Annotated in this window: 12 protein-coding genes and 2 pseudogenes; 13 read left to right on the plus strand and 1 reads right to left on the minus strand. The window is 37.2% G+C overall.

The features are described from left to right. Positions 1-141 precede the first annotated feature (141 nt). Positions 142-1,821, plus strand: coding sequence for an NAD(P)/FAD-dependent oxidoreductase (locus tag FFM61_RS01825; RefSeq protein ID WP_074426829.1), 1,680 nt, complete (start codon positions 142-144; stop codon positions 1,819-1,821). A gap of 233 nt (positions 1,822-2,054) precedes the next feature. On the opposite strand, the gene FFM61_RS01830 is transcribed toward FFM61_RS01825, so the two are convergent. Continuing rightward, complete coding sequence (locus FFM61_RS01830; protein ID WP_074426830.1) at positions 2,055-2,657, minus strand: TrmH family RNA methyltransferase; 603 nt, start codon at positions 2,655-2,657, stop codon at positions 2,055-2,057. Positions 2,658-2,850: 193 nt separating this feature from the next. Here FFM61_RS01830 and FFM61_RS01835 point away from each other — a divergent pair, with 193 nt between their 5' ends. From FFM61_RS01835 to FFM61_RS01890, 12 genes and pseudogenes are all read left to right on the plus strand, one after another. Further along, positions 2,851-3,693, plus strand: coding sequence for an energy-coupling factor ABC transporter ATP-binding protein (locus FFM61_RS01835; protein ID WP_074426831.1), 843 nt, complete (start codon positions 2,851-2,853; stop codon positions 3,691-3,693). Further along, positions 3,669-4,535 carry an energy-coupling factor transporter ATPase gene (locus FFM61_RS01840; RefSeq protein ID WP_074426832.1) on the plus strand — a complete coding sequence of 289 codons (867 nt, stop codon included), beginning with the start codon at positions 3,669-3,671 and terminating at the stop codon, positions 4,533-4,535. The genes FFM61_RS01835 and FFM61_RS01840 overlap by 25 nt, the downstream gene beginning before the upstream one ends. Next, on the plus strand, positions 4,528-5,331 hold the full coding sequence (locus tag FFM61_RS01845) for an energy-coupling factor transporter transmembrane component T family protein (RefSeq protein ID WP_074426833.1): 804 nt from the start codon (positions 4,528-4,530) through the stop codon (positions 5,329-5,331). Before FFM61_RS01840 ends, FFM61_RS01845 begins: the two co-directional genes overlap by 8 nt. Positions 5,332-5,343: 12 nt before the next feature. Then, positions 5,344-6,093: a tRNA pseudouridine(38-40) synthase TruA gene (truA, locus tag FFM61_RS01850; protein ID WP_074426834.1), complete on the plus strand. Its 750-nt coding sequence runs from the start codon at positions 5,344-5,346 to the stop codon at positions 6,091-6,093. 158 nt (positions 6,094-6,251) lie between these two features. After that, the gene (rplM, locus tag FFM61_RS01855) at positions 6,252-6,695 is read left to right on the plus strand and encodes a 50S ribosomal protein L13 (protein ID WP_042491786.1); all 444 of its coding nucleotides are present in this window, start codon (positions 6,252-6,254) and stop codon (positions 6,693-6,695) included. Positions 6,696-6,721: 26 nt separating this feature from the next. Further along, positions 6,722-7,114 carry a 30S ribosomal protein S9 gene (gene rpsI / locus FFM61_RS01860; RefSeq protein WP_042491785.1) on the plus strand — a complete coding sequence of 131 codons (393 nt, stop codon included), beginning with the start codon at positions 6,722-6,724 and terminating at the stop codon, positions 7,112-7,114. Positions 7,115-7,447: 333 nt separating this feature from the next. Continuing rightward, positions 7,448-7,720 (plus strand): hypothetical protein, encoded by a 273-nt coding sequence (locus FFM61_RS01865; protein WP_074426835.1) that lies wholly within the window; start codon positions 7,448-7,450, stop codon positions 7,718-7,720. 129 nt (positions 7,721-7,849) lie between these two features. Then, positions 7,850-8,638, plus strand: a complete 789-nt coding sequence (locus tag FFM61_RS01870; protein WP_074426836.1) for a hypothetical protein — start codon at positions 7,850-7,852, stop codon at positions 8,636-8,638. Between the two features lie 70 nt (positions 8,639-8,708). Then, positions 8,709-10,400, plus strand: coding sequence for a DNA/RNA helicase domain-containing protein (locus FFM61_RS01875; protein ID WP_074426837.1), 1,692 nt, complete (start codon positions 8,709-8,711; stop codon positions 10,398-10,400). Beyond that, positions 10,343-10,654 carry a DNA/RNA helicase domain-containing protein gene (locus FFM61_RS09175; RefSeq protein WP_255313602.1) on the plus strand — a complete coding sequence of 104 codons (312 nt, stop codon included), beginning with the start codon at positions 10,343-10,345 and terminating at the stop codon, positions 10,652-10,654. The genes FFM61_RS01875 and FFM61_RS09175 overlap by 58 nt, the downstream gene beginning before the upstream one ends. A gap of 407 nt (positions 10,655-11,061) precedes the next feature. Then, positions 11,062-11,366: pseudogene (locus FFM61_RS01885) on the plus strand (PTS sugar transporter subunit IIB). Positions 11,367-11,373: 7 nt separating this feature from the next. After that, a pseudogene (locus tag FFM61_RS01890) lies at positions 11,374-12,611 on the plus strand (PTS sugar transporter subunit IIC). Positions 12,612-12,613: the final 2 nt, after the last annotated feature.

Raw genomic sequence — 12,613 nt, forward strand, 5'->3', positions numbered from 1 at the left:
TGGTGAAATATTGAATCTTGGGCAAACTGTATTTAAGGTTAAGTGATAATATTTACAAATAAGCTTTTCAACGATACAATGTATCGTTAGGTTTATAAATTTATTTGTGTTGTAGAAATTTTTATTGAGGAGAATTTTTAAATGTCTAGTAAGAACATTGTTGTACTAGGAGCTGGCTTTTCTGGAGTATTTGCTGCTCGTAAGTTAGCTAAAAAGTTAAAGAATACTGATTATCAAATCGTTTTGATTGATCGTCATTCATTTATGACTTATATGACTGAATTGCATGAAGTTGCTACCAAGCGTGTTGAACCTAAACACGTTCAATTTGATTTAGGTACGCTATTTAAGCACCAATCGAATGTGAAAATTGTCACGGCAAATGTTGAAGATATCGACAAGACTGCAAAGGTTGTTAAGACATCTGAAGGTGAATTTACATATGAAAAGCTAGTTATCGCTACTGGTGGTACAACGAATACGTTTGGTACACCAGGTGTTGAAGAATACGGATACACATTGTGGTCATTTGAAGAAGCTGTTAAGCTTCGTGCACATATCGAAAATGTTATTCGCGAAGGTGCCATGGAGTCAGATCCAAAGCTCCGTGCTGCTAAGTTAACAATTGCAGTTGTTGGATCAGGATTTACTGGTGTTGAATTAGCTGGTGAATTGATTGAACAACGTCGTGAATTGGCGCGTGATAATAACTTGGATGAATCAGAAATCAAGTTGGAAGTTATTGAAGCTGTCCCAACGATTTTGAACATGCTTTCAGACCGTAAGTTGGCTGATAAGGGTGAGCAATACATGATTAACCATGGCATCACGTTACGTAAATCAGCCGGTGTTGTTGAAGTTAAGGAACATGCTGCTCTATTAAAGGATGGTACAGAAGTTCCTACTGAAACTTTGGTATGGACTGCCGGTGTTAAGGCTAAGCCACAAGGTGCTAAGTGGGGCTTGCAACAAGGCCCTGGTGGTCGTTTCTTGGCCGACGAGTATTCACGTGCTTTGGGTGAAAAAGATATCTATGTTGCTGGTGACGTGGCTGCTTATCAAGAACCTGCATTGGCAGATCCTGATAATCCACGTGCTGGTTGGACACCACAAACTGTTGAAGGTGGAGAATCAGCTGCCAATACAGTTGTCCCTAACGTTGTTTATGATGTTACTGGCCAAACTGGCGACCGTCATGAATTTAAGGGTCACTACCAAGGTTATGCCGTATCAATTGGTTCACACTACACGGTTGGTGTTGTACAACAACTTGGTAACATGAAGCTTGGTAAGGATGGTGTTCCTGTGACTGGTTTCATCGCTAACATGTTCAAGCACATCATTAACTTCTACTTCTTCCTTCAAATTACAAGTGGGTACCACATGTTCCAATACTCATTGGATGAATTCTTCCGTACACCAAACGGACGTAACCCATTCTTTGGTTGGACGTCACGTGTTGGTAACGTTTTGTGGGCAGTGCCTTTGCGTATTGTTATGGGAATTACTTGGATTTCACTAGGGGCATCTCTTGGTGGTGGTGCTGGTGTCCTTGCCACAATTATTGGTTGGTTGCTAGCCTTTGGTTTGTTGACTTCATTGTCAGCATTCATCGGCTTCATCTTTGGTTTGGTAATGGTATTTGCCGGATCAGGTGTGAGTGTTGCTGCCTTGTTGATTCCATTTGCATCTCTAGCATTGATGAACGGTGCTGGTCGTACAATTGGATTAGACTACTGGGTAACACCAGTGATAGAACGTACTTTGGCTAACACATGGTACGGTAAGGCTCGTTCACGTTACAACGATATGCGTAAATAATAAATTATAAAAAATAAGAGGTTGGGACAAAAAAATGTCCCAGCCTCTTTTTAGATCAAAATACATTAATTATAAGCCTGTAAGTTTTATGACATAAACGCGTTCCAAAAGTCTGAATCCGCAACGTCACGTAATTAACGCAATCCTTGTCCTTTCGCGTTGCTACGACCAAAAATTACGTCAACCACGTGACACACTGGCTTCAAAACGACTTTTGTCTCGCACTCCTTTTGTTAGGCATGTGGTTGATGTTGTGATGCATAGAATGCGGCAATAACACCATGGGCAACGCCGACATTAATAGAACGCACACTGCCGTATTGGGGGATGTATACCATTTCGTCAGCGGCAGCAATCAAGTCATCAGCTAGGCCAAGTTTTTCTTCACCAAATAAGAATGCTGATTTAGCAGGGAATTGGACGTCATATAATGATTGTGGGTCGTAACCTGGCGTATTATCAATTGCGTAAATTGTATATCCTTCTTGGTGTAATTGCTTAAAAATAGCAGGATAATCAATAATGCGATGGTGTTCAATATGTTCATAGTTTTGAGTGCCAAGTGAGCCGCGCCGGTCCCATTTTTTAATGCCTTCTTTAGCATCTGGAATGGCAGGGTTTTCGGGATTCAAAAAAATAAGTTTACGCATACCAAATGCGTTACTATTACGAACAGCAGATGCTTTATTAAAGTCGTGACTTAGATTTTGCATGATTGAAACCATCTCACCACGTTGCATATCAAGGGCAGTACGAATTTCGTCATCTGTTTTACCTTTATAAAAGTCGGTAACATTGCGATAATCTGCTGAACGGCTAAGATTAATTTCTGACATTATGGTCTCCTTGTGAACTAGGAATAAGCCTAGTTAAAAACGATTGATTAATAATTTCATTTTAGTCGTGGCAATATCGCGTGTCAAACGAAATAATGCTTGATAAAATAAGATGAAATGACACATTTCAAAGCATATTGGTTATTAATTTGTTATGATAATAGTTATGAGAAAACAAAAAGGAGGCGCTAACATGACGCCAATTATATCGTTGTCGCATGTAGATTACGCATATCCAAATAGTGATGTCCTGGCTTTGCATGATTTGTCACTAACTATTAATCAAGGTGAATGGGTGGCAGTTATCGGGCATAATGGGTCTGGTAAATCAACTTTTGCAAAATTACTAAACTATTTATTAGCACCTACCAAAGGTGAAATTAAAATTAATGATGTTGTTGCCAACGAAGAAAACATGTGGGTCATTCGTGACATGGTTGGCATGGTCTTTCAAAATCCTGATAATCAGTTTGTCGGGGCAACGGTTGCAGATGACGTGGCTTTTGGGATGGAAAATCGTAGTGTTCCTCGTGAAATAATGATGAAGCGAGTTGACGCTGCACTGACTGAAGTACAAATGATGCCTTTTGCTGATCGTGAGCCAGCTCGGCTATCAGGTGGTCAAAAACAGCGGGTTGCAATTGCGTCAGTTTTGGCACTAGCGCCAAAGATTCTGATTTTAGATGAGGCAACAGCTATGTTAGATCCTAAAGGCCGTCGTGAAATGATTGCATTAGTTCGTGATTTAAAAGCACGGATGGGGGATGAATTAACTGTCATTTCGATTACCCATGACATTGATGAAGCAGCGAGTGCTGATCGCGTCATGGTCATCAATGATGGTGAATTAATTGAAACTGGTTTACCGTCAGAAATTTTTGCAAATGCAGATCAATTACGTCGGTTTGGTTTAGCCGTGCCATTCGCAGAACAATTGAAAGAAAAATTACGACAGCGGGGAATTACGGTTCCTGATGAATATTTGACAACGGAAGGATTGGTGACGTGGTTATGGCAATCAATTTCAACCAAGTAGGCTTTACTTATCAGCCTAATACGCCGTTTGCAACACCGGGGCTTCATGATGTATCTTTTGATATTCCAGAAGGTCAATTTACCGCTGTGATTGGACATACCGGTTCAGGTAAATCAACCATGGTGCAAAATTTAGATGGACTGGTGTTGCCAACAACCGGGACTATTACAATTGGGAATCAAGTGATTACTGCGGAAACAAAGTTAAAAGCATTAAATGAAGTGCGCGCGCATATTGGCTTAGTTTTCCAATTCCCTGAAGCGCAATTGTTTGAACAAACAGTTCTAAAAGATGTTATGTTTGGTCCTAAAAATTTTGGTGCTTCTGAAGCAGTTGCTAAGGCATCAGCTGAAGTGGCTTTAGAAAAAGTAGGAATTGCACGTGAATTATATGAACGTTCACCGTTTGAACTATCTGGTGGTCAGATGCGCCGTGTAGCGATTGCCGGTGTCATTGCGATGTCGCCTGATTTGTTGATTTTAGACGAGCCAACGGCTGGCTTAGATCCAAAAGGACAACAGGAATTAATGCAGTTGTTTACTGATTTACAAATAGAAAAGAAAATGACGGTCGTATTGATTACGCATCAAATGGAATATGTTGCACAATATGCTGATCATGTTGTTGTTTTTGAACACGGTACGGTGGTTAAGGCGGGGACACCAGCAATTATTTTTGCTGATGAGGCCTGGTTGCGTGAAAAGCAGTTGGACGTGCCAGCAGCTAAACAATTTGCTGATGCATTGTCCCAAAAAGGTGTGCAATTACATGATGTGTTGGATATCGATCAACTAGCTGATCAGTTAGCTACTCAGCTAAAAGGGGAGGCAAATCATGTTTAGTAATATGATTATTGGTCGTTATATGCCTGGTGATTCCTGGATCCACCGGTTAGATGCACGGACTAAGCTCGTTTTGAGTATTGCTTTTATTTTCGTGATTTTCTTTGCCAATAATGTGATTGGCTATGCGGTTGCAACGATTTTTACCTTATTGGCAATCATGTTGACTGGGCTAGGTGTCGGAGTTTTTATTCGCGGTGTTAGACCCTTAATTTTATTGATGCTCATTACAACGCTATTCCAACTATTCTTCGTACAAACAGGTGATGTGCTTATTCATTGGTGGTTTATTAAAATTACTGTTGATGGTGTTGTTAACAGTATTGTTGTCTTTGTTCGTTTTATGCTCATTATCATGTTTTCAACGATCTTAACTTTAACAACACAACCACTTGCTGTTGCCGATGGGATGGAAAGTTTGTTGAAGCCATTTAAAAAAATGGGATTGCCTGTTTCTGAGTTGGCTTTAATGCTATCAATTGCTTTGCGTTTTGTACCCACACTAATGGATGAAGCACAAAGTATTATGAATGCACAACGCGCACGTGGTGTTAGATTTAACGAAGGTAGCTTAATGACCCGTATTAAGTCATTCGTGCCACTTTTGATTCCGTTGTTTGTGAATGCAATTAAACGAGCAATTGAGTTGGGGGATGCAATGGAGGCACGTGGTTATCGTGGTGGTGATCAACGAACGAAATATCGTGTCCTTACATGGCATCGACAAGATACAGTCGCCATTATTGGTTTTATCGTCTTTACAGTTGTTTTAATTGCAACGCGTTGGATGATGTAGAAAGGATGAAATATGCCACGTTATAAAGCGACCATTGCTTATGATGGGACGGATTTTTATGGTTGGCAAGTCCAACCAAATAAACGGACAGTGCAAGCTGAAATGGAATTAGTCGTTAATAAAATGGCGAAAAATCCAACCGAGCATATTCGGGTACAAGGATCAGGGCGTACCGACGCACGTGTACACGCTAAAGGGCAAGTGGCCCATTTCGATTTACCATTCGACATTCCTGTTGAGGCTGTCCGTAAAGGGCTCTCAACGATGCTGCCATATGATATTGGTATTAAAAAAGTTGAAAAGGTGTCAGAAGACTTCCATGCACAATATAGTGCCCACGATAAAACGTATTTTTACCGTTTTTCAACAACTGAATTTATTGATCCCTTTAAGCGTAATTATACTGGCCATTGGCATCGTCGTTTGAAGCCAGAGCTTATGCAACAAGCAATTGGTGATTATGTTGGTGAGCATGATTGGTTAAGCTTTGTTGCCTCAGGTTTCCAGCAAAAAACGACTGTGCGTACGGTGTATTCTGCAAAAATGTGGCTCAAACCTGAAGAGGATGAAATTTGGTTTGAATTTTCAGGAAATGGTTTTTTATATAACCAAATTCGCATTATGGTTGGTGTCTTATTAGAGATTGGTAATGGTGTTCGACCAGTCGATGATATTCAGCGTTTATTTGCAGTAAAAGACCGGCAGCAAGCGCAATTTACTGCACCAGCGCAAGGATTATATCTAATGGACGTTAAATATTAAAAAAAGGCAAAGTTGTCAAGGTCATTCCATTGACTATTTATCTAAAAGGAGATAATATAGTATTCGGTATTGTTTACCAACCGCAAATGGGAATGTCCTGGTACGACTTTTTTAATTATTGGTAAAGTAAACAAACAGAAAACTGGAGGAAATTTTCCATGCGTACAACTTATATGGCAAAGCCAGGTGAGATCGATCGCAAGTGGTACATCGTTGATGCAACTGATATTGCATTAGGACGTTTGTCAACTGTCGTAGCATCAATCTTGCGTGGTAAGAACAAGCCTACTTACACACCAAACATCGATACTGGTGATAACGTTATCGTTATCAATGCTGGTAAGATCGCTTTGACTGGTAAGAAAGCTACTGATAAGATTTATTACCACCACTCAAATCACCCTGGTGGTTTGAAGATGCGTCAAGCAGGTGACTTGCGCGAGAAGAACCCACAACGTTTGATCGAACTTTCAGTTCAAGGTATGTTGCCAAAGGGTACTCTTGGTCACCAACAAGCTTTGAAGCTACACGTGTTTGCTGGTTCAGAGCACACACATGCAGCTCAAAACCCTGAAGTGTTGGATATCACCAACCTTATTTAATTTAACGAAAGGAGAATAGTTTAATCATGGCTCAAGTACAATACTCTGGAACTGGCCGTCGTAAGAACTCTGTTGCCCGTGTACGTTTAGTACCTGGTAACGGTGCCATTACGATCAATGGTCTTTCATCAGAACAATACATTCCTTTCGCTAACTTGCGTGAGGTTATGGTGCAACCATTTAACGTTACTGAAACTCTAGGAAACTACGACGTTTTGGTTAACGTTAACGGTGGAGGTTTCTCAGGTCAATCTGGTGCAATCCGTCACGGTATCGCCCGTGCCCTATTGACAGTTGATCCTGACTTCCGCGCTTCATTGAAGAAGGCCGGTCTACTTACTCGTGACCCTCGTAAGAAGGAACGTAAGAAGCCAGGTCTTAAGAAAGCTCGTAAGGCTTCACAATTCTCAAAGCGTTAATATTTACTTATTACACTTTATGGGATTGTTCAAGATCCGAATATAAAAATAACTCTCAAGTTGGTTTTACCGACTTGGGAGTTTTTTGTATTGATAAGCGTTGTTTCATAATGGCTGAAAAATGCTATTATGGGTAATATTAAATTTGGTAATTCTGATAGCGAATTTAATATAAACTAAAAAATCACGATTTTTGGATGGATTAACACGAATTACTATTGAAATTTTATCTATTAAGTTGATGGGATGGAAAAATATTAATTAAGTGAAATACGAGTTGAATAACCATAAAAGAATAGAAGTAACGGGTTCAAACATAAAGAGAGTTAAACGATGGTTTTACAGAATGAATTGCATGTAAAATATTCGGCAGAACTTGCACGTTGTGAAGAAAAAAATTCTAAAAGTAAGGCAAAGCAATTATATGATGCTGGGCTAATAAATAATATTTCGATTGGTACATTTGATGGATTAGCAATCATTCATAATTATTTATTTTCAGATATTTATGAATTTGTGGGAGAAATTTGCGAAGGAAATGGACGCAGTATGCGTATTTGTCTTGCGTTAATGTTACGTCAAAAAATATCAAAGGCAGTTGATTGATCATATATTATTGAAAATTAGAGCTTCTAGGAGAACACTTTTCTTAGAAGCTTTTTTTAGCCTTCAAAGTTGGTTATACAGAAAATGCTATAATATTTATGAATAAAAATATATGGGAGGATCAGTATTATGAGTAAGGGGTTATGGGTAGGTGTAATTGGTGTTATAGCAGTAATTGGTATTGGAATAGGTGGATTTTATGGCTATCATCAGACACAAGATAAAGCATTAAAAACAGAACAAGCTAAGACAAAATCAATGTCTGAAAAATTAGCTGGCATTGATAAAAAGACATCAACCGATAAAACAGATAAAGAAAGTTCGAATGGTAGTTCATCGTCTAGCATATCGAGTGTTAGTAGTAATCAGTCGTCAGTGACGGAAACTGAATCAGTTGCGTTAACCGATGCTCAAAAACAGGCAGTCAATGAAGCATTTTTAAATTGGGCTGATCAACGTGCGGCGATGGGGAATATGGCTGTGAATGACTATTATTTTGGTCATGGTGCAGCTGGAAGGGGTGATTGGTACGCCAATACACCAGATGGACAAATGCAGGTGCAAGATGAGAATAATCCGGGGCCAACAGCATTTCCTATTCATATTGTTGGTGGTGTCGTATTTTTAACGATGAAAGATGGTTCAACGGGGCGTCAAAATGATGTTGTTGAATCAACAGCGGGTGGTTATTCTGATAAGGCAGACATGAGTAAACCAATTACAAAATATATTCTTGGTGATAACGGTAAAGTATATGAGCTAAAAACCAGTGACGGGCAAGTTAGTTTAACTACTGGTTTTGGTGAATATAATGATGATGGGACAGCTAGTGATTATCAACCAGGCCAAGATTTTGTTTTGTCTGGTGATGGTGCGGCACAAACAGAGTTACAAAATTTGCTTAGTGCATATCGATAAACTTTTTAGTTAATATACAAAGCAACATATTGTTGCTTTGTATATTTTTTTGTTTTGCGATAATTAAAATATGGAAATATATAATTTAATAAAATCAAAAAGAATTGTATTAGGACTTACTCAAGATGATGTTGCTGATAGATTAAATGTTACAAGACAGGCAATACAGAATTGGGAAAACAATAAAAGAGCAATACCTAATAATTTGATCGCTAAGTATTTTGAAATATTAGATCTTAATGCAACGGAAATTTTATCGTTGTTTGGTTTTTTAAGTAATGACAATCTAATGATTGAAGAAATTGATTATTCAAAGAAGGGAATAGAAGAGTTTCAAGCATATGAAAATGCTGAAGTCTTAATGAATTTTCCAACGTTATATTTGGGAGTAGGAAAACAGCGTAACAAATATACGAATAGCATTAAACAACTAGCATATGTGGGTGAAGCTAGTTCAATTGTTAGAAGGACAAATGAGCATTTAAACGCAGGTAATGATAAATTGAATGAAATTAAAGCTGATGCCGATAATAAAAAAGAAACCTTGTATATTGTTGGCCATTCGAAGTTTAATAAATCGGCAACTTTAGAATTAGAGCAAATGTTTATGGATTCCTTATTAGGTGATCCAAGATTTTCTAAAATTTATAATGGTCGTAATAATGGCTTATCGTTGGATTTTTATGAGCGAAATGCATATAGAGGAGCGGTCTTTCCTGAAATTTGGGAGCAGTTAAGACAAAAAGATGTTGTATCTAGCTTAACAGAAGTACATAACTCGGCTTTGTTTGCTAATAGTCCCTTTAAGTCTTTAAGTCCAAAACAGTTAGAAGCGAAAGAATTAATTACGCAAAAAATTAGTGAGACTTTGAATAAAACAAGTGACAATGCAGTTATTAAAATAGAAGGTCTTGCTGGTTCAGGAAAAACAGTATTGATGTCACAGCTATTCTATGATTTTTGGAAAAATCCAGTAAAAGTTACAGAAACTGATGGTATAACAACTCATAAATCTTCAGTGGCGTTATTAGTACGGCATGAACAACAACGTCGAACATATGAACAAATTGCTAAAAAGTTGAATATGGGTCAAAACGTGGTGATGGATGTGTCGACATTTATTAATAAAGGCAAAAAAGTTGATGTTTTATTAGTGGATGAAGCGCATTTATTGTGGAGTGGGAATTACAGTCGTGCTAAATCAGAGACATGGGAACCAGAGTTAATGGCATTACATAAATTAGCTAAAACATTGGTTTTAATTTATGATCCTAACCAACTTGTCTCGGCACGATCAAAAGTTGAAGATAATGATCAGTTAGTAGATATTTTGAATGGTGACAAGACTATTACGATTAATTTAGATAAACAATGGCGCATTAATGCAAATCAACAGACAATTGAATGGATTCAAAGTTTAGCACATTTTGATAAAAATTCATTAGTTACTACACCAAAAGACAAGGGTTATGAGATTAAATTTTTTGATGATGCAAGTGCATTTAGAAAAGCAATCGAAATAAAAAATCAAAATAACGGTTTAAGTAGAATGGTAGCTACTTATGATTGGAAATACTCACAAGGTTCAAGACCAAAGGATGGTAATCTTTTTTGGAATGTAACATTTGGGGATGAGGTTATGCCTTGGAATTTAGAACTACCTGAAGTAAAAGCCGCACAAAAAAGCAAATTCCTTGGCAAGAGATTGATAGTAGCCTTAATGAAGTCGGAAGTGACTTTACAGTCCAAGGTATCGATTTAAATTACGTAGGAGTCATTCTGGGACCATCTGTAGTATGGAATGAAGAAATCAATGCACTTGATATTGATGCTGATAAATCAATGGATCATCAAAAGATTCGTAAAATAAAGGGAACTTACAATACTGTTGAGAACAAAAAATATTTGAGGAATGTTGTTAATGTATTGTTAACACGTGGGGTACATGGATTATATATCTATGCGGTTGATGATAAATTGCGTGAAAAGTTAACTGGGTTAAATAGATTAAAATAATGAATTTTCCTCCACAATTAGAAGAAAGTTTAGGCAGCTAACAGTTCAGGGGCATTTCTATATTGTGAAGGCATACAAAAAAGCTAGCCATTTAAATAATTTTTAATTATCTAAGGCCTGTGTTCGATGTGTAATCGGAGGCAGGCCTTTTGGTTTTACACAGTAATTACTCCACCTTTCCCTTGTTTATAATTTCTGTTTGATGCTGCTTAATTATCATGTTTTTAAAGGAATAATTATTTTAATAAACATTTATTGTTGTTACCTATTTATTAATAAAATGAGTTTTAAAAGTATTTGGAATGATTGTTCGTGTTTTGCTCATTGATTTGTTTCTTAAACTTTATTTGCATTACAAATACGAACTATTTATAATTGTTATTATTAATTTATAGGAGATTGTGGAAATGAAGAATGTTTTATTAGTATGTGGTTCTGGGGCATCAAGTGGGTTTATGGCAGCAGCCATTCGTAAAGCAGCAAAAAAAGTGGTGAACAATTGAGTGTGAAAGCAGCAAGTGAGTCACAATTGGATGATCGAATTGATGAAATTGATTATTTATTAGTTGGGCCACATTTGTCATACATGTTAGATGATTTAAAAAAGCAGGTAGAAGGTAAAAACATTGAAGTTTTGGTAATCCCTCAAAAAATTTATGGATCACTTAATGGTAATGCAGCACTTGAACTTATTTTGAATTTGGAGAATTAAGCAAATGATGAATAAAATAATGACATTTATGTCAGAGACATTTGCTCCTAAGGTTAATAAGGTAGTAAAGAATCCTTGGTTTGCTTCAATTCAAGATGCAATTATGGCAGCTTTACCCTTGGTATTTGTTGGATCATTAGTAACCGTAGTATCTTTGTTAAATAACATATTCCCTGGAATCCCTGATTTTTCAAAAATCAGTGATTTTTCTTTTGGAATGTTTGGTCTAATTGTATCTTTCTTAATACCATATTATTTATTAGAAAAAAAGAAGCATGCCGAACAAAAGTTGATTTCAGGTGCTACTGGATTGGTTTTGTTCATGATGATGCTATTTCCATCTTTTTCAAAAGGAGGAGATGTAACTTTTATTCTTTCACGTTTTGGGTCCGCAGGAATGTTTTTAGCAATCATAACAGGATTATTTGTTAGTTTTGTCATGAATTTTGCATCTAAGTATTCCCTTTTTGATGAAGATACAGCAATACCTGATTTTGTTGTTGGCTGGTTTAATAGTTTGATCCCGATAACTGTCATATTGATTATTGGTTGGTTAATTACATTCCAATTTAACATCGACTTCTTTGATGTTATTATTGCTGTTTTTAGCCCGCTATCAGCTATCGTACAGTCATATCCAGGATTTGTGTTATCTGTATTTATTCCAGTTTTTTCTATACTTTTGGAATTTCTGCTTGGGTAGTTTTTCCAGCGTTTTATCCAGTATATATGGCAGGACTTTCTGAGAATATGCAGGCAGTTTCAAATGGTCAAGAAGCAACAAATATTGCCACACAAGAAACCCTATATGCTTTTTCTTCTATGGGAGGTGTCGGTACGACACTAGCGTTAGCAGTAATGATGTTGATATTAAGTAAGTCGGCCCAGCTAAAGGCAATTGGTAAGGCAGTATTTGTACCATCAATTTTTAATATTAATGAACCATTAATGTTCGGTGCTCCGGTAGCGTTTAACCCATATTTAATGATTCCTATGTGGATCAACGCCATCGTTGTACCTAGTATTGTTTACTTTGTAATGTCATTTGGGATCGTAAGTATACCAACAAAATCATTCTTATTGTGGTATGTGCCATATCCATTAACATCTTATCTAACAACACAGGATTGGCGTGCAATTATCATTGCAATTATTATTTTTGTGGTGACATGGTTAATATTTTTACCATTCTTTAAGGCATATGATAATTCATTATTAAAAGAAGAGATAGCAGAACAAGGTTAATA

It is taken from the genome of Weissella hellenica (assembly GCF_005405545.1).
GTDB lineage: Bacteria > Bacillota > Bacilli > Lactobacillales > Lactobacillaceae > Weissella > Weissella hellenica.

Coding starts and splice junctions, on each gene's coding strand:
- FFM61_RS01825 (WP_074426829.1), top strand. CDS start 142: ATGTCTAGTAAGAACATTGTTGTACTAGGAGCTGGCTTTTCTGGAGTA.
- FFM61_RS01830 (WP_074426830.1), bottom strand. CDS start 2,657: ATGTCAGAAATTAATCTTAGCCGTTCAGCAGATTATCGCAATGTTACC.
- FFM61_RS01835 (WP_074426831.1), top strand. CDS start 2,851: ATGACGCCAATTATATCGTTGTCGCATGTAGATTACGCATATCCAAAT.
- FFM61_RS01840 (WP_074426832.1), top strand. CDS start 3,669: ATGGCAATCAATTTCAACCAAGTAGGCTTTACTTATCAGCCTAATACG.
- FFM61_RS01845 (WP_074426833.1), top strand. CDS start 4,528: ATGTTTAGTAATATGATTATTGGTCGTTATATGCCTGGTGATTCCTGG.
- truA (WP_074426834.1), top strand. CDS start 5,344: ATGCCACGTTATAAAGCGACCATTGCTTATGATGGGACGGATTTTTAT.
- rplM (WP_042491786.1), top strand. CDS start 6,252: ATGCGTACAACTTATATGGCAAAGCCAGGTGAGATCGATCGCAAGTGG.
- rpsI (WP_042491785.1), top strand. CDS start 6,722: ATGGCTCAAGTACAATACTCTGGAACTGGCCGTCGTAAGAACTCTGTT.
- FFM61_RS01865 (WP_074426835.1), top strand. CDS start 7,448: ATGGTTTTACAGAATGAATTGCATGTAAAATATTCGGCAGAACTTGCA.
- FFM61_RS01870 (WP_074426836.1), top strand. CDS start 7,850: ATGAGTAAGGGGTTATGGGTAGGTGTAATTGGTGTTATAGCAGTAATT.
- FFM61_RS01875 (WP_074426837.1), top strand. CDS start 8,709: ATGGAAATATATAATTTAATAAAATCAAAAAGAATTGTATTAGGACTT.